Source organism: Micromonospora chokoriensis (genome assembly GCF_900091505.1).
Lineage (GTDB): Bacteria > Actinomycetota > Actinomycetes > Mycobacteriales > Micromonosporaceae > Micromonospora > Micromonospora chokoriensis.
On record NZ_LT607409.1, the window covers coordinates 1,052,514 to 1,074,608 of the forward strand.

Genomic DNA, 22,095 nt, shown 5'->3' on the forward strand with positions numbered 1-22,095 from the left:
CCCGTTTTCGGTTCGAAACTTCATCGAAACATTGACATTCTTCGCAGAGCTGTTCTAGCGTCGCGTCCACTTGATGCGGTATTTCGAACTGAGTTCGAAATTTCGAACGGCGGTGGTCCCGTGGCCCGACCGAACTGGAACATCAGCGCCCCCTTCGCGGCCTGGTCGCCGATCGCCACAACGCACTGACCGATGCGGGCGACGCGCATCCGTGGTCGCCGTCATGAAGACACACCCGTTGCACGAGCCACGCCCTCGGCGTGCCGTGCCGCGGGGACTTGAGGGAGGCGAATGTCCATGGGAAACAACCCAGCCTGGTCACGACGCGGCTTTCTGGGGATGGGGGTGGGGGTACTCGGCGCAGCCGGCCTGGCCGCCTGTGGTGGCGAGTCCGACTCGCCTCCCAAGGTGCAGCCGGAGGTTCCGCAGGAGCTGATCGACGCCGCGGCGGCGGTGAAGGGCTCCTCGATGGGGATGCTGTCGCAGAAGCTGTACTCGACGGCGGCGAACGAAGCCCTCGACAGCTCGATCAAGAAGTTCGCCGACACCACCGGGACGAAGATCGAGAACAGCCTGGTCCAGGCCGACGCCGGTGACGTCGTGGCCAAGATCCATGCAGAGGTCGAGGGCGGTGTCGCTCGGGACCTCGCGTTCATGACCGACTCACGCTTCGTCGCCCAGTTCCAGGCGCTGGGCGACCTGGAGGACGTGACGGACGTCGTCCAGGCACTGACGGCCAAGTACGGCGAACCCTGCGCCGAGGCCAAGAACTTCTGCGTCTTCGACGGCAAGTGGTACGCGATCCCGTACCACTTCATCGGGATCGGTTCGTTCCTGCGTAAGGACTGGATGCAGGAGAAGGGCATCACCCCGAAGGACATCTACAGCTGGGAGGAGCTGCGGGACGTCTGCCTGGAGATCTCCGATCCGGCCAAGCGTCGGTTCGGCTGGGGCATGACGGTGAACCGATCCGGTGACGGCAACGGCATGATCGAGGCACTGATCAACGCGTACGGCGGATCGATCGCGTCCAACGACGGCCGCAAGGTCACCTTCAACTCCCCCGAGACGGTGCAGGCCGTCACCTTCCTGGGCGACATCTACACCAACGAGAAGTACAAGCGGATGCTGCCGCCGGGGATCGCGAGCTGGACCGACACCAGCAACAACGAGAACTGGCTCGCCGGGATCCTCGGTTACACCCGCAACCAGTTCAGCGTCTACGCGGACTCCCGGACCAAGAAGAACCCGGTGCACGCGAACACCCACGTGTTCTCCGACTGCATCGGACCGGCCACCAACAACCCCCTGCTGCTCGGCCAGTCGCAGGGCTTCGTCGTCTTCAAGGGCGCCAAGAACCCCACGCTCGCCAAACTCCTGGCGCAGTACCTGGTCAGCGCGCCCGCGCTGCTCGGCGTCGCGAAGGAGGCCCCCGGCCTGGTCATGCCCGCCTGGGAGAAGGTCTGGGACGCCGACCCGTTCTTCACCAGCGGCGACCCGGCCTTCCCGATGCTGCGCAAGATCACTGAACTGAAGCTGCCGTTGAACACGAAGAACGGCCTCGCCTTCCCGCAGAAGGCCAGCGCCGGACAGCAGGCCGTCGGCTCGGCCTACGTCCTCACCGACATGATGCAGCAGGTCGTGCAGGGCACCGCGCCGGCGCAGGCCGTGACGACCGCCCACACGAAGATGGTGCAGATCTTCAACCAGCAGGGGCTGCCGCAGTGAGCTCGGTCCGTCCTGCGCGGGTCCCGACGGCGAATAGGGCGAAAGCCTCGCCGTCGGGACCCGGATCGCTCACCGTGACGCAGCGGCGGCTGGGTCGGGACTGGCGGCTGGCGACACTGTTCCTGGCACCGATGGCCCTGCTGGTCGGCGTGCTCGTCCTCGTGCCGATCGCCAGGTCGATCCTCACCAGCACCACCGAACGGCACGGGCAGGACACCGTGTTCGTCGGTCTGGACAACTACCTCGCGCTCATCGGTGACGACCAGTTCCACACCGGCGTGGTGAACTCGTTCGTCTTCACCGCGTACGCCGAGATCTTCAAGGTCGTGCTGGGTCTGTCCGCGGCCCTGCTGCTGCATCATCGCCGTCGCGGGCGGGCCCTGCTGACCGGGCTGCTGCTGGTGCCGTGGGTGGTGCCGACGGTGGTGACGGCGTTCAGCTGGCGCTCGCTGCTGGACCCGATCTTCGGCAGCGTCAACACGCTGCTCACCGCGACCGGAATCGGGCCGTTGCTGGCCAGCGTGCACCTGGTCGACAGCTGGCCGGCGGGTTGGCTGTCCGACCCGGAGCTGGCCATGCCGTCGGTGATCCTCGTGAACGTCTGGAAGGGGGTGCCGTTCTTCACCGTGTGCTTCCTGGCGGGGTTGAAGGCCATCCCGGCGGACCTCTACGAGGCGGCGACCATCGACGGCGCGTCGTCGGTGCAGCGGTTCATGAACGTGACGCTGCCCGGGTTGCGTCACGTTCTCACCGTGACGGTGACCCTGTCGTCGATCTGGACGTTCAACAACTTCGACCTCGTCTGGCTGCTGACGCAGGGCGGCCCGGGCGACGTGACAGCACCGTACGTGCTGATCGCGTACTCGAAGGCGATCCTGCAGTTGCAGTACGGCGCGGGCGCGGCGGTCACGCTCGTCATGCTGCCGGTCATCGGCGGGCTGGTGTTCTTCCTGGTCCGGTTGTTGCGCCAGGACAGCACCATCAGGCTGCCCCGGCGACGCCAGGCGGCGTGGCGGATCGGGGCGCGGCGGTGGGCCGGGGCGGTGCGGAAGGCGCTGCCGTGGGTCGTCACCGCGGTGGTCACCGGTCTGCTCTTCTGGGCGTCGCCGGAGATCTTCTGGAAGGCGGCGGTGGTCCTCGGGGTGATCCTGCTGATCGCGGTGGCGGTCGGCCGGGTGGTCTCGACCCTCCAGACCCGGGGCGGTCGACGGTCGTCGTCAGCGGTGTCGGGTCTGGGGTCCTGGGTGGCGCTGGCCGGGTTGCTCTTCTTCGTGCTGGGCCCCCTGTACTGGATCGCCGTCACCGCCTTCAAGTCCGAGGGCCAGGTCGTCATGCGCACCGACGACCTGTGGCCGACGCCGTGGACCCTGGAACAGTTCAGTGCCCTGTTCGCCAACCAGCCGTTCGGCCGCTGGTATCTCAACACCCTGCTGGTGTCCGCGGCGTCCACCGCGGTGGCGCTGATCTGCGCCGCCCTGGCGGGCTATGCGCTGGCCCGGCTGCGGTTCCGCGGGGCGCAGGGGTTCACCGTCACGGTGCTGCTCACCTACGTGATGCCGGGCGCGCTGCTGTTCATCCCGCTGTACCAGATGCTCATCGGCGCACGGCTCACCGACTCGTTGTGGTCCCTGGTGGTGACGTACCCGACCTTCACGCTGCCGTTCGCCACCTGGCTGCTGGTCGGCTACTTCTCGTCGATCCCCATCGAGCTGGAGGAGGCCGCGCTCGTCGACGGCTGCACCCGCCTCCAGGCGTTCGGTCGGGTGGTGCTGCCGCTCGCCAAGCCCGGGCTGCTGGCGGTCGCGCTCTTCACCCTGACCAATGCCTGGAACGAGTTCCTGTTCGCCTTCGTGTTCATCACGAAGGACGAGTACAAGACGCTCCCCGTCGGCATGCAGTCGATGATCGCCGGAGACGTCGTACCCCAGGGACAGCTCGCCGCGGCGTCGCTGCTCGTCAGCATCCCCGTGGTGATCATGTACGCCCTCGGGCAGCGCTTCCTGACCGAAGGTCTCACCGCGGGAGCCGTGAAGGGATGAGGTGACGGGCCGCTGGTGTCGATCGCGCACCAGCGGCCCGTCACCAACGACGGCTGCGGGATGCGATCAGGCGCTCTCGGTGCCGGTCTGTGCCCGGGTGTAGGTGAGGAAGAGGGAGCCGCTGTCCAGGACCGTGTGCTCGGTCAGGCGCCAGGTGCGGGGTGCGAAGACGGCATCGCGGCCGAACAGCGGAATGCCCGCGCCGATCGTCAGCGGGGCGAGCTTGACGACCAACTGGTCGATCTCCGGGTAGAGGGCACCGGCCAGGGCGCCACCGCCGATCACCCAGATGTCCTTGCCGTCGTGGCGCTTCAGCTCTCGTACCGTGGCAATGGGGTCCCCGGCCACGACCTCGACGGCCGGGTCCGGGCTTTGACCCAGCGTGCGGGAGAACACCAGGTGGCGCAGGTGCGGGTACGCGTCGGTGACACCGGCTCTCAGCCCCACCTCGTAGGAGTGGCGGCCTTCCAGGACGGTGTCGAACCGGCTGCCCGCGTCGGTGATGCCCAACGACTGTCGGGCCGGACCCGGCAGGGTCTCCGGGTACTCGGCGACAAGGTGGTGAAGGTAGTCGTCCGGGATGGGCCAGAAGCCGTCCGGACCGGTGGGGTCGGCGCCGTCGGGACCGGCGATGAATCCGTCCAGGGTGACGGCGACGTAGTAGACGAGCTTGCGCACGAACATCTCCTTGGCTCCGGTGCCGGATCCTGTTCTCGATCCGACCAGCTCAGCCTGCTCGGAGACGTGCCCGCTTGCAAGATCGTTTTGTTGTCGGGCGGCTCGACGGGTTCGAGAGACCGTCGAGCGCCGACAAAACCCGACAGTCCAGCGCGTGCAGATAAGACATTCAAACGGATCGCAAGCCTAATAAAACGGCCCGATGGCACGCGAATTCATTTGTCGGCCACGGCTACTCTCAGCGCACATCCATTCAGGATTCATTGACTCACGGGGAGAGCAGATGAAGCCTTGGCGCCTACGCGCGCTCGTCGCAACTGTGGCGGTTGCCGCGGTTGCCCTGTCGGTCACCGGTCCGGCGGCTGCGGCACCGGCGACCAGCCCGGTGCTCGACGTCGCGTCCATCGCCTTCGACAGGACGCAGGTCGACGTCACCGAGGACTACGCGACAGTCAATCTCAACTGGACGATCACCAATCGCGCCGCCAAAGCCCGGGGAATCAGCGGTGTCGTGGAACTGCGGCAGTTCGCCGGCAGCGAGCAGATCGGTCAACCCCGCACGGTCAGCTACAACCTGGACTGGGGCCGGGCGCAGGTAGGGGGCTCGGGGACAGCCCAGGAGTCCACCTATGCCTACCAGTTCACGGTCCCGCGCTACGCGCCTGTGGCGCAGACGTTCTGGCGGGTCACCAAGGTGACCATCGCCGACGACGTCGCGCACGCCCGCACGGTGCGCGACCCGGGCCCGGCCGCGCTCACCGTCGCCCAGATCGTCGACGCCGAAGGGCCGGTCGCCGAGCAGTTGTACTTCGACTTCGACCAGCCTCGCAGCTTCTACGACGACGGTTCCGGGGTGACGCTGCGCTACGCGGTGTACGTCGTCGACAACTCCGGCTTCAAGAAGGGGAAGCTCACCCTCACCGGCCCGAGCGGCAGGCGGGTCAGCGGCACGTTCCAGCTCACCCGGGACGGGTCGCAGTGGTCCTGCAACGGCCAGGTCGCCTGGGATCCGACGTGGCTGACGTGCTCCATCCCGGTCACCGTGCCGGCCGGCTCACCGTCCGGCACCTGGCGGGTCTCCCGGCTCGACCTGACCGACAGTTGGGGCAACACCCGGACCGACACGTCGCCGGAAGGAGCTGCTCCGGTCCAGGTGAGCCGCAACGAGGTGCTCAGCGCGTCGAACTTCGCTCTCACCAAGGCAGAGGTGAACAACTGGCGTGGTCCGGCCTCGACGGCACTCACCTTCCGGCCGCAGGGCATGGTTGGTGGCCTGGCCTCGGTCGACCTCGAATTGTCGTGGTGCTCCCAGCCGTCACACACCCCGGTGGTCGGTGACGACGGATCAGCCTCGGTAGAGATCGTCCTCCAGTCGTCCTGGATGAGCTCCTGCTCGATCAACGGGGTCAGGCTGACCGACGGGGCGGGCAACGTCGCCCTCTACGGCGCGGCGTACGGTGCTCCCGACCTCGGCCTCACCGTCACCCGGGTGAAGGACGAGAAGGCGCCGGTCGTGCTCTCGGCGACGCTACCCAAGGCGACGTGGACGCAGCAGGAGACCGAGGACGCCTGGGGGCTCGGCTTCGACGTCACTGTCGAGGTGGACGACTTCGCCAAGATCCAACAATTCAGCGCGACGATCTACGACAGCAACGGGGAGCCGAAGGGCGGGATGTCCGGCGGTGAGCACGACGACGGCACCGGCGTCTTCCGTCTCGCGGTGTCCACCGGCCGAATGGAGCCGGGGCAGTACACGATCGGTTTCTCGCTGACCGACGAGGCCGGAAACGACAGCGCTTGGGGTTATCCGAACAACGCCGGCAACCCGATTCCGAACGGTCCGCTGGTCCTGACCGTGGTGCCCGACTGACGTCCCGGTCCGGCCCGGCCCACCGGGCCGAGCCGGACCGCCGCCCGTTTCGCGCGCCGTGGCCGTGTCGGCGCTGGGGCCCGGCCGTCACGGCAGCGCCTTCCGCCGGCACCCGCCGGCTGCGGTGCCGGCCGCACCTACCCGCCGGTCCTCCGGCGGTACGAGAAGAGCCCGGCGTGGTCCAGGACGACCACCACGAGCACCACCACCGTGGCGACCGCGCTGACCGCGAGCAGCGGCAGCCGCAGGAGCCCCGTGGCAGCCGCCAACACGAACAGGGCCGCGACCCGTGGCCAGGACAGCCGTCGGTGGATCGCCACCGAGAAGAGGATCCGCCCGACGAGGAACAGCGTCGGACCGCCCAGGATGACGACGACAGCTGTCAGGTCACCGGTCCGCGAGGGGTGGGCGATGCTCAACTCGGCACCGACGGCGGTGACGACCAGCCCGGCGATCATCACCAGGTGCACGTATCCGGTGACGACGCCGAGCCGGGACGGGTCGGCGCGTTCGATGGCCGGGCCGAGCCGTTGGCCGGCGGGTGTGACGTAGAGCAGACCGATCAACACAGCGGTGGCGAAGACCAGCAGGAAGGCGGCGGTCTGCCGGAGGTGGAGGTCGGTGCCGGCGTACGAGAGGCCGGCGACCAGTACCAGTTCACCGAGCGCGATGATCATGATTTGTTGGTACCGCTCGGCGAAGTGCTCACCCGCGAGGTGCAACTCCTGTTGGCGGGTCCGGCCCATCAGCGGCGTGGGCCAGCCCAGTCGAGGGCCGGTGAGATCCAGGACGAGGGCGAGCAGCCAGAGCGGCACCCGCCAGTCCGGCAGGAGCCCGCCGGCCAGCCACGGTACGGCGGAGACGCTGAACCAGCAGAGGATCCGCACCGTCCGGTTCTGCCTCGGATGACCGCGTAACGCGAAGGTGGTGACCAGGCCCCGGGCGATGTGTACCGAGACGTACGCACCGGCGAAGAGCAGACCCCTCCCGTCCAACGCCTGCGGTATCGCCACCCCGACCAGCAGGGCGCCCAGCGCCGACGCGACCAGCAACCACCGCACCGCTGGACTCTCCGGGTCATACCAGTCGGCGAACCAGGTCGTGGGCACCCAGATCCACCAGATGCCGGTCAGCAGCAGTGCGGTCCGCAGCGCGCCGGCCACGGTGAGGTCGTGCAGCAGATGCTCGGCCAACTGGCTGAGAGCGAGCACGAACGCCAGGTCGAAGAAGAGCTCCAGGAACGAGGCGCTCAGTGGCGAGTCTCTGCCCCGCAGCAGCCGGTCACCTCGGCTCGCCATCGGCGCTCCCCCCGGAGGCACACCCGCCCTGCCTCCGTCGTACCACTCCGAGCCGGCCGACGAGACGAAAACGGCCGGGTGACGACCCGCCGCCCCCTCGTGTCGTTGATCCGGCAGCGCCCATGGTCGTCGCTGGCCACGGTGGGGGCACCGACTCAACGAGGAGGTAAGCCGATGACCGCTCAGCGCGAGACAGTGCAGGTCGACCACGACCTGTTCCGCGCCGTGTACGACTCGCCCGCGTCACTGCCCGGCCGACACCGCTGGACCACCCCGGAATCGGACGTCCGGCGGTTGGAGAAGCTGCTCGGCATGCCGGCGCGCAGCATCGGCGCGCCGCTCTGGGTCAGCGGCGACGAGCCGGACTGCCCGAAGTGCGGCCGGCGGGTCACCTGGTACGACATCGTCTCGTCGGCGCTCTCCGGGCTGCACGACAAGCACATGATCGCCACAGTCATCCTCGGCGACCGCAAGTACGTCAACACCGAGATCCCCGACGCCATCGCCGGGGTGCGCTGCTCCGACTGCCACACCGCGATCGACGGCCTGCGCAGCTTCAAGTGCCACAACTGGGCGTACGCCTTCGAGGCGCTGGAGGCCGTCCGTGAGCGGATGGCCGGTGGTCCCGTGCCGGCCTGAGCCGGGGATCGGTCGGCCTGAGCCGGGGGTGGTGGCTCAGGCGGCCGAGCGACGGGTGGGACGACGGCCGGGCGGGGAGGCTGGTTCCGGCCCGGGGTCGGGCACCTGCGGCATCGGCACGGTGACCGCCTCGGCGCCGGTGATCCGGACCGACTCGCCGTGGTGCCACACCTCCACCTCGGTGTCGGAGGCGGCGTCGGGCAGTTCGTAGCGGGCCTCGGTGGGCGTCAGCGTGACCCGCAGCCGGTGGCCGCGCCACCGCAGGCTGAACGCCAACCGGTCGATCCGGCGCGGCAGCCGCGGGTCGAAGGAGAGCACCCCGCGGTCGTCGCGCAGCCCACCGAAGCCCTGTACGAGGGCCAGCCACGCGCCGGCCAGCGACGCCAGGTGCAGCCCGTCGGCAGTCTTGTCGCCCAGGTCCGCCAGGTCCTGAAGGACCGACTCGGCGAACAGGTCGTACGCCAGGTCCAGGTGCCCGACCTCGGCGGCCAGGACGGCCTGCGGCGCGGCCGACAGCGACGAGTCGCGGACCGTGCGGGCCTCGTAGTAGGTCAGGTTGCGGGCCTTCTCGGCGGCGGTGAACTCGCCGGGGCAGACCTGCATGGCGAGCACCAGGTCGGCCTGCTTCACCACCTGCTTGCGGTACAGCTCCAGGTACGGGAAGTGCAGCAGCAGCGGATAGTCGTCCTCGCCGGTGTTCGCGAAGTCCCACTCGGGTTGCTCGGTGAAGCCGGCGGCCTGCTGGTGCACCTCGCGCTCGCCGTCGTACGGGACGACCATCGCGTCGGCGGCGGCCCGCCAGCCGGCCACCTCGTCGTGGTCCACGCCGAGCCGGCCGGCCAGGTCGGGGTGACGCTCGGCGGCGTCCGCCGCGCCGCGCAGGTTGCGCTTCGCCATCAGGTTCGTGAAGACGTTGTCGTCGACCAGCGCGGCGTACTCGTCCGGGCCGGTCACCCCGTGCAGGTGGAAGTCGCCGTCGCCCGACCAGTGGCCGAACCCGTGCCAGAGCCGGGCCGTCTCCACCAGCAACTCCAACCCCGCGTCGGCGAGGAAGCGCTGGTCGTCGGTGGCCGCCAGGTAGCGCAGCACCGCGTCGGCGATGTCGGCGTTGACGTGCAGCGCGGCCGTGCCGGCCGGCCAGTAGCCGGAGCACTCCCGGCCGCCGATGGTGCGCCACGGGAAGGTGGCGCCGGTCAGCCGCAGCTCGCGGGCCCGCTCCCGGGCCTCCGGCAGGTGGGCGTGCCGCCAGGTCAGCGCCGAACGGGCCACCGCCGGGGCCAGGTAGGTGAGCACCGGCAGGACGTAGGTCTCGGTGTCCCAGAGGACGTGCCCGTCGTAGCCGTTGCCGGTCAACCCCTTGGCCGAGATCGTCCGGTCCGAGTCGGGCCGACCGGCCTGGATCAGGTGGAACATCGCGAACCGGACCGCCTGCTGAAGCTCCTGGTCGCCGTCGAGCCGCACGTCGGCGACCTGCCAGGCCGCGTCCAGGGCGGCGCGCTGGTCGGCGAGGAGAGCGTCGAAACCGTCCGCACGGGCCGCGTCCGCCTCGGCGGAGACCAGGGCAGCCAACTCGTCGGCGGGTACGCCGTCGACCGCCGCCCACTCGTACGCGGCGAACTTCGTCAGCCGCAGCCGCTCCCCCGGATGCAGGCGACCCGTCACGGTCAGCCGGATTCGGTCCGGAATGCAGTCGCCGGTGGTGGTGACCGTGTCCGGCCCGTCCACCAGGTGACTGACCGCGACCGCCACGCGCTGACCGCTGCGCTCGGTCCGGTGGACCAGCACCCCGTCGAGGCCGTTCGCGTCGTACGACTCGGCGGTCAGCGGGTCGGTGGGCACCGAGGCCGCTCGGGGGTCGTCCGAGCGCTCCGGCACCTTCTCGTTGGCCAGCAGGTCGGAGCAGACCCGCAGCTCGACGGGGGCGTCCAGCGCCTCGACCTCGTACCGGACGGCGGCCACCGGGCGGCGCGGCAGGGACACCAGCCTGGTGCTGCGGATCCGCACCCCCCTCCCGGCAGGGGAGATCCACTCGGTGTCCCGGCGCAGCACACCGGTACGCAGGTCGAGCACCCGTTCGTGACTGCGCAGCGTCCCGGTCCGGATGTCCAGCGGCTCGTCGTCGACCCAGAGCCGGATCAGCGCGGCGTTCGGCGCGCTGATGACCGTGTCACTCTCCTGCGGGAACGCGTACCCCTCCTCGGGGTAGCTCAGCTCGCGACGCTCGTGCAGGCCGTTGACGTAGCTGCCCGGCATCCCGCACGGCGCGCCCTCGTCGAGGACACCACGCCATCCGACCCACCCGTTGCCCAGCGCGAAGATCGACTCGGTCTCGCCGAGCCGGTCCAGATCATCCGCCGTACGCCGGATGCGCCACGTCTCGTCGTCCCCCGTCCCGGCGGCGGGCGGCGGTTGGTCGGTGGCCGAACTGGTGTGCACGAAGCCTCCTGTGGATGCCGACGTCGCTGAACAGCCAAGCAGAGCCGGCTGGACGAATCCTGGACGAAGGTCGTGCCGGCGGCCCGTCCTTCGACAGCGGCGATGCCCCCGTGCCGCGTTCCCAGGGTGCCCCCACGGTGAACGGGGTATGAACAGAGGGTGAGGTGAGGCATGGCCGACAACGGCAGCATTGACGTTCCGGAGATCAGCGCGGAGTGGTACCGCGACGTCGTCGACGCCGCCGCCGCCAGCCCAGAGCCGGTGCAGTGGTTCGTCGGGCACGCGACCGAGGGGGTGATCCTCCTGCTCGGCGCGCTCCTGCTGATCGCCGCGCTGGGTCGCCGCTCCGGCGGCCCGCGCGACCGGGCACTCGCCCTGATCTCGCCGCTGCCGGCCCTCCTGGCGTACGTGGGCAGCGAATGGTTCAAGACCGTGGTGGACGAGGACCGCCCCTGCCGGACGGTCGGCCGGGCGATCATCGCGGGCGCCTGCCCACCCCCGGGTGACTGGTCGTTCCCCAGCAACCACGCCACGGTGGCCGGCGCGCTGGCGGTCACCACCCTGCTGCTCTCCCGCCGGCTCGGGCTGGTCGCGCTGCCACTGGCCGCGCTCGGCGCCTTCTCCCGGGTCTTCGTGGGTGTCCACTATCCGCACGACGTGATCGCAGGCGTGCTGTTCGGCGCGCTGGTCGCCGTGGTGGCGACCCCACTGCTGGCCCGACCCACCACCGAGTTGCTGCGTCGCCGATCCCGGGCTCCGATCCCCAAGCTGGCCAGCCGCCCCCACCCCTGACCGCCACGCGCCGGCCGGGGGTCAGAGTGACAGCAGGAGTGCCCCCACCGTGCCGAGCAGGAGGAACGGCCCGAAGGGCAGGTGGGTGTTCCAGTGCGCCCGGCGGGCGGCGAGCAGACCCACACTCAGCAGCGCGGACAGCCCGAAGGCGAGCAGCAGCCCGATCACCAGAACCGGCCAGCCGTACCAGCCGAGCAGGGCTCCCACGCTGAGCGCCAACTTGGCGTCGCCCAGCCCGAAGCCACGACGTCCGAGCAGCAGCGTGGTGCTGGCGAAGAAGAGCGCCAGGCCGGCACCGGCGACGACCGCCCGCAGCCAGTGACCCGGGTCGGCGTCGAGAGCGGCGACGCCGAGCAGGAGCCAGGTCCCGGCGGCCGCCGGCAGGGTGAGCCGGTCCGGTAGGCGGTGCACGGCCAGGTCGACGAGGACCGCCGGGATCGTCCAGCCCAGCCACCAGGCCAGCGCCGGCAGCGCCCCGCCCGAGGAGCCGGTCAGAGCGAGCAGCAGCGCCACCGCGCCGAGCACTGCCACCTCGACCACGCCGGGAGGCGGGCCGATCCGGGCCTGGCAGCGACCGCACCGGGCCGTCGGACCGAGCGCCGGCCAGGGCCGGGTCAGGCCGATCGGCGCGCCGCAGGCGTCGCAGCCGGTCCGGCTGGGCATGCCCGGGGGTACGGAGTAGCGCAGCGCGGCCATGCGCATCAGCGGGCCGACCGTGAGGATCGCGAGCACCGTCGACAGCCGGGTGCGCGCCTCCGCCGAAACGCGGTCCGTCGTGCGGCCCCGACCCACCGCCGAAACGCCATCCGTCGTGCGGCAGTGCCCCACCGCCGGGCGAGCGGGTTCCGTCGTGCCGCCGGTCGGTGGGTGCGCCGGGCTCCGATCGGGTGGGTTCTCCCGTCCGGGGACGGGGGCCGGGGGGCCGGTCAGCGCCATGTCACCTCCGGTACGCCGGTGCGCTCCCTTGGGAAGGTGAACACGGATCGTAACTGCACGATCGTCACGGTGTGGCGGATGGCGCAGAAAGCGACAGGCTCGCCCGGCCGCCAGCGGGCTGCGTCGAGCTGATCCGGGCCGGACAGCTCGTCGCTCAAGGCACAGCCGCAGCGGGCCGGCGACGCGGATGGGATGCCGGGATCAGGCCGCGATGTCCCACTCCTGGGGACGACGACGGGGCATCGGCGACAGTGCCCGCTCCGGCGATGCCCGATTTCCGACGGCCCCCCGCCCGGCCATCGCCCCGTGCACGGTGCGGACACCCGTCACCACCACCTGTCATCACTCAGAGTGTTCGCTTGAATTGCCTCTGTTGCATCGGCGAACGTCAGCCTATGCTCGCCCCTTGGGTGTGACGCAAGCCTCACCTCGACAACCGGAAGACACAGGACCTGCATTTGTAGAAGATCCGTAACGGTAAATGCGGAAGCGCAATGAGCGGCTCCGGATGTGCTGATCCGGGCGCGCTTCCGCATGCCCGACAGCGGTGACCCCCCACCGCTCCGGGCGACCACGAGGAGGCTCGACGGTGCGCGGACGGCAGCTCAGACGAGCGGCAATCTGCCTGCTGGCGGTCGTGGCGGCAGCGCCGCTCACCGCCTGCGCCAGCGGACGGGAGTCGGTCGAACGACCGGTGGCACCCCGTGCGGACGAACAACGGACCGATCCCGAGATCGATCGGCGAGCCGCCGAAAAGGCGGCACTCGACGCGTACTCCGGTTATCTCGCGGCTTCGCGCACGGCGAGCGGACGTAGCGATCCACGGGCACCCGAACTCACCCGGTATCTCGCTGATCCACTTCTTACTCGGGTCCAATTGTCCATTCGCGACGCTAAGGAGCACGGTGCCATGCGTACCGGGACGGTGAAGTCCGACCCGACCGTGATCGCGGTCAGCCTGGACGCGAAGCCAGCCACCGTGGAGATCCAGGACTGCCTGGACACGACCGGCTACCGGCTGGTCTACGCCAAGGACAAGCGCGTCGTCCCCGGCAGCGGAGGCGGCAGGCACTTCTCCACCGCCACCGCGACCCGGTATCCCGACGGGCGCTGGCTGATCAACTCTGGTACGACGCACCGGGACCAGCCGTGCTGACGTCCGGAGCACGGTCCCGCCGCGCCGGCACATCCTGGCGGGCTCTCGCCGGGATCGGCCTCGCGCTCCTGCTGGTGGTCGGCGCGACCCCGTCGGCAGCCGCCGCTGCGCAACGCGCCGACCCGGGGGCCAACTGCCCGCCGGACCAGCCGGACTGCAACGTCTGGGACGACGAGCCCGGCAACCCGGGTGACCCGGGTGGCGGCGGTGACGACGGTGGTGGAGACGACGGCGGTGGCGGCGGTGGCGGCGTCTGCCGGTGGGACGGCCGGACGGTCCCCTGCTACGACGAGTTCAAGGGCTGGTTCAACAGCGGAGACGGCTGTTACTACAAGTTGTCGGTGCCCCAGCGTGAGGCACCCGAGGGCCAGCAGTGGTACGTGCAGACCTGCAACGGCGGCGCGGACGTGGGCAACCAGACCGAGGTGTTGCTGGACGAACCGCCGGCCGGCTTCGGCGCACCGCCCAACCCGGAGGAGCTGGCCCGGCGTGCCCTCGCCTCGATCAAGCTGCTGCCGGCGCCCCTGAAGGTCGCACCCCGCAAGGGCATCGGCCCCGGGCTGGTCGGCCTGCCGGTGTGGCTGTGGGCGAACCCGGGCGAGGACTACTACGGCCCGCTGACCGCCAGCGCGACCGACCGGGACGTGACCGTCAGCATCACCGCGGCGGTCACCAGGACCGTCTGGGACATGGGCAACGGCGAGAAGATCACCTGCTATTCGGCCGGCACCCCGTACGACTCGAAGAACGAGAACCTCGCCGGCCGCGCGTCACCGGACTGCGGCGACTCCGACGGCTACCCGAATGCCGGCGAGTACACGATCAGCGCCACCACGCACTGGACGGTGACCTGGCGCGGCGGCGGCCAGAGCGGAGAGATCCTGGTGACCCGCCGCAGCGGCAACGTGCAGATCCAGATCAACGAACTCCAGGTGGTGACCCGGTGATTCAGCCGATGGTGCGATCCCCGCGAACGGAGATGACCCAGTGAGCCTCGCGACGCGCAACGGCACCGCACCGGTCGACGCGCCGGTCACCCCGCCGAACGTGGTCCGGCAGCGGCGGGTACGCCCCGGGCTGCTCGGTCTCGCCGTACTCCTGATCGCCCTCGGTGGGCTCGGGGCGGCGTTCGCAGTCACCTCGGTCCGGGCCACGGGCAGCTACCTGGCGGTGGCCCGACCGGTGGAGGTGGGTCGCGAGATCAGCGCCGCCGACCTGGTCAGCGTGCAGGTCGCCGGTGGTCAGGGGTTGCGCCCGGTGCCCGCCGGGCGGCTCGACGAGGTGATCGGCAAACGTGCCGCCGTCGCGCTGGTCCCGGGCACCCTGCTGACGCTGGGGCAGGTCACCGACGACCCGTTGCTCGGCCCCGGCCAGCAGCAGATCGCGCTCGGCCTGAAGACCGCCCAGGTGCCGGCCCGCGAACTGCACCCCGGCGACAAGGTCCTGCTGGTGAGCACCCCGGACCGCAGCAGCACCACCGGGGACGCGGCCGCCACCGGCACGAGGTTCCCGGCCACCGTGATCGACATGGTCAGCCCGACGAACAACGACAAGGTGCTGTATCTGGCGCTGGTCACCCGCGACATACCGGCGGTGGTGGCGCTCGCCGCACAGAACCGGCTCGCCGTCGTGCTGACCGAGACGGCCTGACGATGGCGATCATCGCGCTGGTGTCGGCGAAGGGTTCGCCCGGCGTCACGACGTCGGCGCTCGCCTGCGCGCTGACCTGGCACCGGCGGCTGGTCCTCGCCGAGTGCGACCCGGCCGGCGGCTCGATCCTCGCCGGCTACCTCGGCGGCCAACTGGACGGACCACGCGGCCTCGGCGAGTTGGCAGTCGGGGAACTGCGCGACGGCAACCTGGAGACCGCGTTCTGGTCGCAGCTCGTCGACCTGGACGCACCGCGCCGCGAACGACTGCTGCTGCCCGGACTCGTCGACCCCGCCCAGGGCGGCAGCGTCACCCCACTCTGGCAACGCTTCGCCGACTACTTCGACGCCCTGGACCGTGGCACCCCCGGCTACGACGTGCTCGTCGACTGTGGCCGGCTGCACGTCAACGGGCCGCCCTGGCCGGTGCTCCGGGCCGCGTCGGTGGTGCTGCTGGTGACCCGGGCGCACCTGCCGGACCTCTCCGGCACCCGCGTGGTCGTCACCGCCATCGAACGGGACTTCGCCGAGCACCGGGTGCCGCCGGGCACCCTGCGGCTGCTGCTGGTCGGTGATGGCCACGGACGAGCCGAGATCAGCCGCGCCCTGAAACTGCCGGTGATCGCACGGCTGCCGCAGGACCCGCGTACCGCCGGGGTGTTGGCCCTGGGTGGGACCGTGCGGGCCGGACGGCCGTTGATGCGCGCGGCCGGCGCGCTGGAGGTGCCGATCGGCGCGCTGCTGGAACGACGTCGCGCCCGGTTGGCGTGGCCCGTGCAGCAGGGGGTGCCGGATGCGGTTTGAGCCGGTCTCCGCCGACCCCCGGCAACAGCCACCGGGTGTCACCTCCACCGCGCCGCCCCTGGCCGCCCCGAACGGCCGGCACCACCAGCACGGGCCGGTGCCGCAGCCGCAGCCCACGGCCACCGTGCAACCGGAACTGGCACCCCGACCCCGGATGGACTTCCAGGTGGTCCGGGAGTTGCGTCGGGAACTCACCGAGCGGCTCACCCTGTGGCAGCGTGGCCGGGAGTTCACCGTCGACGAGGAGGACACCGAGCGAGCCCGACTCGCCGTCGCCGTGGTCGCCGCGTACGCGGACTCCGTACGCCGGGCCGGCACTCCGATGGCCGCCGGCGAGGAACGTCTGCTGCTCGACCAGGTGACCGCCGAGCTGGTCGGGCTCGGCCGGCTACAGACCCTGCTGGTCGACGACACCATCGAGGAAGTGCACATCCTCGGCTGCGACCAGGTACGCATCACCCGGCACGGCGGCGGGGTCGACTGGGCCGAGCCGATCGCCGACAGCGACGCCGAACTGGTGGAGATCCTCCAGGCGGCGGCCCGTCGGGCGGGCGCCACCGAGCGGTCCCTGTCCACTGTGAAGCCCACCCTCGACCTGCAACTGCCCGACGGCAGCCGGCTGGCGGCGGTGTTCCTGGTCAGCCACCGTCCGTACGCGGTGATCCGCAAGCACAACACCCTGGACGTGAGCCTGGACGACGTGGCGGGGGCCCGGGGTGACCTGGACGAGATGATCGACCCGCTGCTGCGCGACTTCCTCCGCGCGGCGATGCGCGCCGGCCTGAACATCATGGTCGCCGGCCTGGCGGGGGCCGGTAAGACCACGATCATCCGGGCCCTGATGAACGAGATCCCGCCGGACGAGCCGTACGTGCTGCTGGAGGAGAGCCGCGAGCTGTTACCGGCCCGCCGCCAGGAGCGGCACCGGGCGGTGATGAGTTTCGAGGCCCGGGAGGGGCACGGCGAGCGCGGCTTCGACGGCCGCCCGGCCGGCGAGGTGACCATCGCCGACCTGATCCCGCTGTCGCTGCGGATGGGTGTGCTGCGCATCATCGTGGGCGAGGTGCGGTCCCGGGAGATCGTGCCGATGCTCCAGGCGATGACCACCAGCCGTGGCTCGATGTGCACCATCCACGCCCGTACCGCCGCCGGGGTGGGTGAACGGATCGTCGAGTTGGCGCTGGCGCACGGCCGTGAGATGACCGTCGACCAGGCCCGCCGGATGGCCGGCAACGCCCTCGACCTGATCGTCTACGTCACCGTCGAGGACGAGACCGCGATCGGCGGACGTAAGCACCGGTTCGTCTCACACGTGGAGGAGGTGATCGGGGCCGGCGAGGCCGGTCGGATCACCACCACCAGCGTCTTCGGGCCCGGCCCGGACGGCCGCGCGGTCCCGCGGCACCTGCCGGAGCGGGTCCGTGACCAGCTGCTGCGGGTGGGGTACGACGTGCGGCTGCTGACCAGGTGGATTGAGGCCGGCGCGGGTGCCTGGCGACGCCCCCGGCAGACCCGACTGGCCCGGCGGTGACACCGATGGGCAGCCTGGAGTTGATCGCGGTGGTCTCCGGAGCCGCCTGTGTGGCGGGGCTGCTGCTGGCCGTGGTGGCGTTGGTCGGCACGCGACGCCCCCCGGGGGCACGCCCGGGTGGCGGGTCCAGCCTGAGTCGGCTGTGGCGCGGACCCGGCGGCACACCCGCCGAGCAGCGGTCCCACCAGGCGCTGCTGGTCGCCGCGCTGGTCGCCGGGGCGTTGGCGTTCCTGCTGACCGGGCTGCCGGTGGTGGGTCTCCTGGTGGCGGTCGCGGTGCCCGGAACCCCGTGGCTGTTCGGTGTGGGCAAGGCCGAACAGCGGGCGATCGCCCGGATCGAGGCGGTCGGCGAGTGGACCCGCCGACTCAAGGACGTCTCCAGCACCGGGCAGGGCCTCCAACAGTCGATCGTCGGCACGATCGGCAGTGTGCCGCCCGGCATCGAGGACGAGGTACGTCTGCTCGCCGCCCGTCTACAGGCCGGCTGGACGGCCCGCTCCGCGCTGCTGGCGTTCGCCGACGAGATCGCCGACCCGGTCTGTGACCAGGTGGTCGCGGCGTTGATCCTGCACCTCTCCGACCGGGGTGAACGGCTCGGTGACGTGCTCGGCTCGATCGCCGGCGCGGCATCGGCGGAGGTGGCGACCCGCCGGGAGATCGAGGCCAAGCGCACCCAGCCCCGGTTCGCGGTTCGTTTCCTCACCGGAATGACCCTGGCGACCCTCGCGTACGGGCTGATCAACACCGAGTACATCGAGCCGTACGGCACGCCTGTCGGTCAGATGGTGATGGCCGTCCTCGGCGCCGCCTTCATCGGCCTGCTGGCCTGGGTGCGCTCGATGAGCCAGCCGCAGCGGCCCGCCCGGTTCCTCCCGGCGCCCGACCCGACCGAGGTGATCGCATGATGGTCAACTGGCAGTTGGTCACCGCGGTGTGTGGCGGCGCCGGCATCGGGTTGGGCGTGTTCCTGGTGATCCGGGAGCTGGTACCGGCGACTCCGGCGCTCGGGCCGGCGCTGCGCCGACTGCACCAGCCGCCGGGCACCGGCCAGGTCGCCGCGCCCACCTCCCGCCGGTTGGACTGGTTGACCGGGTTCTCCCGCTGGCTGCGGCCACCCCACCGGCAGCTCGCCCTGATCGGCCAGACTCCCGAGCAGTACGCACTGTCGGTGCTGCTCTCCGCGCTGATCGGGCTGGCCACGCCCACAGTGCTCGGGGTGGCGCTGGTGGTGCTCGGCGTCTCGTTCCCGCTCGTCGTACCGGTGCTCGGCAGCCTCGGCCTGGCGATGGTCGGCGCTCTGCTGGCACACCGGGCGGTGCTGACCAAGGCCGACGCCGCCCGCGACGAGTTCCGTCAGGCGGTCTGCACCTACCTGGATCTGGTGGCGTTGCAGCTCTCGGCAGCGCACGGGCCCGTGCAGTCGCTGGAACGGGCCGCGGCGGTCTGCGACGGCTGGGTGTTCGACCGGCTCCAGGAGTCGCTGCGGATCGCCCAGATGCAGATGCACGCGCCCTGGGACGAGCTACGCGACCTCGCCGACAAGATCGGCATTCCGGAGCTGGGCGACGTCGGCGCGATCATGCGCTCCTCCGGCAGTGAGGGCGCACAGGTGCACGAGACCCTCCGCAGCCGGGCCGACTCGTTGCGCGACCAGATCCGCACCGACAACCTCGCCCGCGCCGAGGCGGTCACCAGCAAGCTCGACATCCCGGGCGCGCTTCTCGTCTTCGTGCTGCTCGGCTTCGTCGTCTATCCGTTCATCGCCCGTATCTGACCCCACCCCCGAAGGAGCACGTCATGTCCATCCTCAGCTATCTGCACGTCGTGCTGACGACGCGCCTGGCCGAGCTGCGCCGCGACGGCGAGCGCGGCGACAGCCCTGTTCCCACCGCCGTGATCATCTTCGGGCTCGTCTTCGTGGCCACGATCGTCACCGGGCTCGCCCTGGCCAAGGCCAACGACTGGATGACCAACATCCCGACCCACGAGAACCCGACGGCCCCGGAGTAGCCGGCATGAGCGGAGCAGCGCGCCCGAGGTCACGCCGGACGGTCACCGCCGCCCGGCGTCACCTCGCGGGCGTCGACCGGGAGCGAGGGGCCAATCCGGTCGAGCTGGCCGTGATGATGCCACTGATCCTGGTGCTGCTCTTTGCGTCGATTCAGATCGCGGCCGTCTTCCTCGCCCGCTCCACCGCGTTGAACGCCGCGCAGAGCGGCGTCAACGCACAGCGGTCCTACCAGGCGGCGGGCGGTGTCGGGGCGGAGAGCGCCAGCCAGTTCCTGGAGGCCGCCGGCGGTTGGCTGGTGGGCTGGAAGGCGACCAGCCCGAGCTGCGTGATCATCGACGACGTCGAGGTGACCTGCACGGTGAGCGGTAGATCCCTGTCGGTGATACCGGGCGTGGACTTCGCGGTCCAGCAGACCGCCCACGGGACGGTGGAGAGGGTGACCCCGCCGTGAACCGCACCACCGAGCGCGGCTCGGTCTCCATCGAGGTGGCGGTGCTCGCGCCCGCGTTCATCGCGCTGATGGTCCTGGCCGGCATGGCCGGGCGTACGGCGCTCGCCGCGGAGGCGGTCGAGGCCGCCGCTCACGACGCCGCGCGGGCCGCCTCGATCTCCCGGGGGTCGAGCGCCGCGGAGACCGCAGCGCGGAACGCCGCCCAGAAGCAGTTGGACTGGCACGGTCTGTCCTGTCGGGGCGAGTTGGATCCCGAGTTCAGAAGTTCGGTGGGCACGGTGACCGCCGGCGGATTCGACCACGCTTTCACCAGCGATGTCGGTCAGGACGCCACAGTGACGGTGGAGATCGTCTGCCTGGTGTCGTTCGACGACATTCTGCTCGACATCCTGCCCGGGGCGCCCGGCGAGAAGAAGGTCTCCGCGACGTTCACCTCGCCGCTGGACCGCTACCGGAGCCGGCAGTGACCGCCAGCGGGCCGGCACCCGACCACTCGCTCTCGGGTGAGCACGGTCGGGTGAGCATCTTCCTTGCGGTGACGATGATCGGAGTGCTGGCCATCATCGGCCTCTCCTTCGACGGGGCCGGGCAGCTCCGCACCCTGCAACGCGCCCAGAATCTGGCCGCCGAGGCGGCGCGGGCCGGCGGCCAGGCCATCGACCGGGCCACCGCCATCGAGGGCGGGCCGAAGCGGATCGACCAGCAAGAGGCGGTCAAGGCGGTCGGCAACTACCTGGCCGTCGCCGGCACCGCCGGCCATACCGTGAGCTTCCCGCAGGTCGGCGGGGAAACCCGGATCCGGGTGACCGTCACCATCACCTACCACCGCTCGATGCTCGGACCGTTCGTCGGTGGCAAGACGGTCACCGTCACCGGCGAGGCGACCGCGAGTGCCATCACCGCCACAGCACCATAGGAAGGAAGGCAGCCATGCCCGCATCGGGTGGGTCCGTCGTACGACGGACCGGACGGATCCTCACCGGCGTCGGCGCGCTGGCCGTGCTCCTGTTGCTGCTGGTCGGTGCGCCGATCGCGTTGCTGGCCTTCGCCGGAAACCCCCTGCCCGACCACCTCCCCACGATCGGCGAGGTGGGCACCGCCCTGACCAGCCGGGACGACGGGCAACTCTTCCTGCGCGCACTCGCCGTGGCCGGTTGGTTCGGCTGGGCCACCTTCGCCTTCTCGGTTCTCGTCGAGTTGGGTGCGCAGACCCTGCGTCGACCCGCGCCGAGGTTGCCCGGGATGGGCCGCCAGCAGAAGGCCGCCGCCGCGCTGGTCGGCTCGGTGGCGCTGATCCTCGTCGCCAGCCCGGCCGCCGCCAGCGCTGCCGCGATCTACGGCCCTGCGGCGTACCCGGGCTCGGGCACGCCGATGGTGGCCACCCTGGCCGCGCCGGCCCGCGCGGGCGCGGCACCGGACACGGCAGCCCCGCTGGCCCGCAGCGGGCCACTCGGGTTGGCCGGGACGGAGGTGGCCGCACCGAGCGGATCGGCGGCGAACGGCGAGGCGGCGCCGGTGTACCGGGTCGCCCGGGGCGACTACCTCGGTGAGGTGGCCGAGCGTTACCTGGACGAGTTCGGTGACTATCGACAGCTCGCCAAGCTGAACAAGCTCGACGACCCGGATCGAATCCGCCCCGGGCAACTGCTCCGGCTGCCGTCGGAGGCCGCCGACCAGGGGGCCCGCGAGCACGCGAGCGGCCGACTGGTCGGCCGGCCGGCAGCCCCGAAGCCGCCCGCGCCCCGGCCGGCGCCCGAACGGGCCGCACCGGCGCGGGTGGATCCGGCACCACCCAGCGGTACGCAGTCAGCGGGCCAACCACCCGCGATGACTGTCGGCGCGGCCCGGGCCGGTGCGGACGACCGGGTGAACCGACCGCTGGCGGTCTCCGCCGTACTGGCCGTGGCGAGCATTGTCGGTGCGCAGATCGGTGCGGTCCTGGGTCTACGCCGACGCCCGGCCACGGCCGGAGCGGCTCCCCGGTTGGCCACGTCCTCCCGCAAGCCGCGGGGCAGCGCGTCGCGGAGCAGCGGCAGCGGGGGCCGAGCCACGAGCGCCGCCGGACGGATCACCGGCG

At 70.9% G+C, this 22,095-nt stretch carries 21 protein-coding genes and 1 pseudogene; 17 read left to right on the plus strand and 5 right to left on the minus strand.

The window, feature by feature from the left end:
- Positions 1–297 precede the first annotated feature (297 nt).
- Positions 298–1,728 (plus strand): extracellular solute-binding protein, encoded by a 1,431-nt coding sequence (locus GA0070612_RS04925; protein ID WP_088986843.1) that lies wholly within the window; start codon positions 298–300, stop codon positions 1,726–1,728.
- Between the two features lie 74 nt (positions 1,729–1,802).
- Positions 1,803–3,767 carry an ABC transporter permease gene (locus GA0070612_RS04930; protein ID WP_231924471.1) on the plus strand — a complete coding sequence of 655 codons (1,965 nt, stop codon included), beginning with the start codon at positions 1,803–1,805 and terminating at the stop codon, positions 3,765–3,767.
- Between the two features lie 66 nt (positions 3,768–3,833).
- Here the strand turns inward: GA0070612_RS04930 and GA0070612_RS04935 are convergent, their stop codons facing one another.
- Positions 3,834–4,445: a dihydrofolate reductase family protein gene (locus GA0070612_RS04935; RefSeq protein ID WP_088991274.1), complete on the minus strand. Its 612-nt coding sequence runs from the start codon at positions 4,443–4,445 to the stop codon at positions 3,834–3,836.
- 283 nt (positions 4,446–4,728) lie between these two features.
- On the opposite strand from GA0070612_RS04935, the gene GA0070612_RS04940 reads away from it, so the two are divergent.
- Positions 4,729–6,315, plus strand: a complete 1,587-nt coding sequence (locus tag GA0070612_RS04940; RefSeq protein ID WP_157742426.1) for a hypothetical protein — start codon at positions 4,729–4,731, stop codon at positions 6,313–6,315.
- A 137-nt stretch (positions 6,316–6,452) separates the two neighbouring features.
- Here the strand turns inward: GA0070612_RS04940 and GA0070612_RS04945 are convergent, their stop codons facing one another.
- Positions 6,453–7,613: a low temperature requirement protein A gene (locus GA0070612_RS04945; protein ID WP_088986846.1), complete on the minus strand. Its 1,161-nt coding sequence runs from the start codon at positions 7,611–7,613 to the stop codon at positions 6,453–6,455.
- Between the two features lie 174 nt (positions 7,614–7,787).
- On the opposite strand from GA0070612_RS04945, the gene GA0070612_RS04950 reads away from it, so the two are divergent.
- A complete protein-coding gene (locus GA0070612_RS04950; protein ID WP_088986847.1) occupies positions 7,788–8,252 on the plus strand; it encodes a hypothetical protein in 465 nt (154 codons plus the stop codon).
- Between the two features lie 36 nt (positions 8,253–8,288).
- Here the strand turns inward: GA0070612_RS04950 and GA0070612_RS04955 are convergent, their stop codons facing one another.
- Positions 8,289–10,688, minus strand: coding sequence for a glycoside hydrolase family 65 protein (locus GA0070612_RS04955; protein WP_088986848.1), 2,400 nt, complete (start codon positions 10,686–10,688; stop codon positions 8,289–8,291).
- A 171-nt stretch (positions 10,689–10,859) separates the two neighbouring features.
- Between GA0070612_RS04955 and GA0070612_RS04960 the strand changes: the two genes are divergently transcribed.
- Positions 10,860–11,480 (plus strand): phosphatase PAP2 family protein, encoded by a 621-nt coding sequence (locus GA0070612_RS04960; protein WP_088986849.1) that lies wholly within the window; start codon positions 10,860–10,862, stop codon positions 11,478–11,480.
- Between the two features lie 21 nt (positions 11,481–11,501).
- Here the strand turns inward: GA0070612_RS04960 and GA0070612_RS04965 are convergent, their stop codons facing one another.
- Together GA0070612_RS04965 and GA0070612_RS31320 are read right to left on the minus strand one after the other, a co-directional pair.
- Positions 11,502–12,212 carry a prepilin peptidase gene (locus GA0070612_RS04965; RefSeq protein ID WP_408630532.1) on the minus strand — a complete coding sequence of 237 codons (711 nt, stop codon included), beginning with the start codon at positions 12,210–12,212 and terminating at the stop codon, positions 11,502–11,504.
- A gap of 194 nt (positions 12,213–12,406) precedes the next feature.
- Positions 12,407–12,574: a hypothetical protein gene (locus GA0070612_RS31320; protein ID WP_157742427.1), complete on the minus strand. Its 168-nt coding sequence runs from the start codon at positions 12,572–12,574 to the stop codon at positions 12,407–12,409.
- Between the two features lie 536 nt (positions 12,575–13,110).
- Here GA0070612_RS31320 and GA0070612_RS04970 point away from each other — a divergent pair.
- From GA0070612_RS04970 to GA0070612_RS05025, 12 genes and pseudogenes are all read left to right on the plus strand, one after another.
- Positions 13,111–13,572 (plus strand): hypothetical protein, encoded by a 462-nt coding sequence (locus GA0070612_RS04970; protein WP_231924595.1) that lies wholly within the window; start codon positions 13,111–13,113, stop codon positions 13,570–13,572.
- Entirely contained in the window at positions 13,566–14,519 is a 954-nt protein-coding gene (locus tag GA0070612_RS04975; RefSeq protein ID WP_088986851.1) for a hypothetical protein, read from the plus strand. Before GA0070612_RS04970 ends, GA0070612_RS04975 begins: the two co-directional genes overlap by 7 nt.
- Before the next feature lie 40 nt (positions 14,520–14,559).
- The gene (locus GA0070612_RS04980; protein WP_088986852.1) at positions 14,560–15,222 is read left to right on the plus strand and encodes an SAF domain-containing protein; all 663 of its coding nucleotides are present in this window, start codon (positions 14,560–14,562) and stop codon (positions 15,220–15,222) included.
- Between the two features lie 2 nt (positions 15,223–15,224).
- Positions 15,225–16,025 carry a P-loop NTPase family protein gene (locus GA0070612_RS04985; protein WP_088986853.1) on the plus strand — a complete coding sequence of 267 codons (801 nt, stop codon included), beginning with the start codon at positions 15,225–15,227 and terminating at the stop codon, positions 16,023–16,025.
- Positions 16,015–17,556 carry a CpaF family protein gene (locus GA0070612_RS04990; RefSeq protein ID WP_088986854.1) on the plus strand — a complete coding sequence of 514 codons (1,542 nt, stop codon included), beginning with the start codon at positions 16,015–16,017 and terminating at the stop codon, positions 17,554–17,556. Before GA0070612_RS04985 ends, GA0070612_RS04990 begins: the two co-directional genes overlap by 11 nt.
- The gene (locus GA0070612_RS04995) at positions 17,517–18,461 is read left to right on the plus strand and encodes a type II secretion system F family protein (protein WP_197699407.1); all 945 of its coding nucleotides are present in this window, start codon (positions 17,517–17,519) and stop codon (positions 18,459–18,461) included. Before GA0070612_RS04990 ends, GA0070612_RS04995 begins: the two co-directional genes overlap by 40 nt.
- Entirely contained in the window at positions 18,461–19,330 is an 870-nt protein-coding gene (locus GA0070612_RS05000; protein ID WP_088986856.1) for a type II secretion system F family protein, read from the plus strand. The genes GA0070612_RS04995 and GA0070612_RS05000 overlap by 1 nt, the downstream gene beginning before the upstream one ends.
- 23 nt (positions 19,331–19,353) lie before the next feature.
- Positions 19,354–19,566 carry a hypothetical protein gene (locus GA0070612_RS05005; RefSeq protein ID WP_088986857.1) on the plus strand — a complete coding sequence of 71 codons (213 nt, stop codon included), beginning with the start codon at positions 19,354–19,356 and terminating at the stop codon, positions 19,564–19,566.
- Positions 19,567–19,571: 5 nt separating this feature from the next.
- A complete protein-coding gene (locus GA0070612_RS05010; protein ID WP_088986858.1) occupies positions 19,572–20,018 on the plus strand; it encodes a TadE/TadG family type IV pilus assembly protein in 447 nt (148 codons plus the stop codon).
- Complete coding sequence (locus tag GA0070612_RS05015) at positions 20,015–20,485, plus strand: TadE/TadG family type IV pilus assembly protein (protein WP_088986859.1); 471 nt, start codon at positions 20,015–20,017, stop codon at positions 20,483–20,485. Before GA0070612_RS05010 ends, GA0070612_RS05015 begins: the two co-directional genes overlap by 4 nt.
- Positions 20,486–20,559: 74 nt before the next feature.
- Entirely contained in the window at positions 20,560–20,934 is a 375-nt protein-coding gene (locus GA0070612_RS05020) for a pilus assembly protein TadG-related protein (protein ID WP_088991276.1), read from the plus strand.
- Between the two features lie 14 nt (positions 20,935–20,948).
- Positions 20,949–22,022, plus strand: a pseudogene (locus GA0070612_RS05025) (LysM peptidoglycan-binding domain-containing protein); the annotation flags it as partial.
- Positions 22,023–22,095 lie beyond the last annotated feature (73 nt).

What these genes read in the sequence shown, in the direction of transcription:
- GA0070612_RS04925 (WP_088986843.1), top strand. Translation starts at nt 298, where the DNA reads ATGGGAAACAACCCAGCCTGGTCACGACGCGGCTTTCTGGGGATGGGG.
- GA0070612_RS04940 (WP_157742426.1), top strand. Translation starts at nt 4,729, where the DNA reads ATGAAGCCTTGGCGCCTACGCGCGCTCGTCGCAACTGTGGCGGTTGCC.
- GA0070612_RS04945 (WP_088986846.1), bottom strand. Translation starts at nt 7,613, where the DNA reads ATGGCGAGCCGAGGTGACCGGCTGCTGCGGGGCAGAGACTCGCCACTG.
- GA0070612_RS04950 (WP_088986847.1), top strand. Translation starts at nt 7,788, where the DNA reads ATGACCGCTCAGCGCGAGACAGTGCAGGTCGACCACGACCTGTTCCGC.
- GA0070612_RS04960 (WP_088986849.1), top strand. Translation starts at nt 10,860, where the DNA reads ATGGCCGACAACGGCAGCATTGACGTTCCGGAGATCAGCGCGGAGTGG.
- GA0070612_RS04985 (WP_088986853.1), top strand. Translation starts at nt 15,225, where the DNA reads ATGGCGATCATCGCGCTGGTGTCGGCGAAGGGTTCGCCCGGCGTCACG.
- GA0070612_RS04990 (WP_088986854.1), top strand. Translation starts at nt 16,015, where the DNA reads ATGCGGTTTGAGCCGGTCTCCGCCGACCCCCGGCAACAGCCACCGGGT.
- GA0070612_RS05000 (WP_088986856.1), top strand. Translation starts at nt 18,461, where the DNA reads ATGGTCAACTGGCAGTTGGTCACCGCGGTGTGTGGCGGCGCCGGCATC.
- GA0070612_RS05005 (WP_088986857.1), top strand. Translation starts at nt 19,354, where the DNA reads ATGTCCATCCTCAGCTATCTGCACGTCGTGCTGACGACGCGCCTGGCC.
- GA0070612_RS05010 (WP_088986858.1), top strand. Translation starts at nt 19,572, where the DNA reads ATGAGCGGAGCAGCGCGCCCGAGGTCACGCCGGACGGTCACCGCCGCC.
- GA0070612_RS05020 (WP_088991276.1), top strand. Translation starts at nt 20,560, where the DNA reads ATGATCGGAGTGCTGGCCATCATCGGCCTCTCCTTCGACGGGGCCGGG.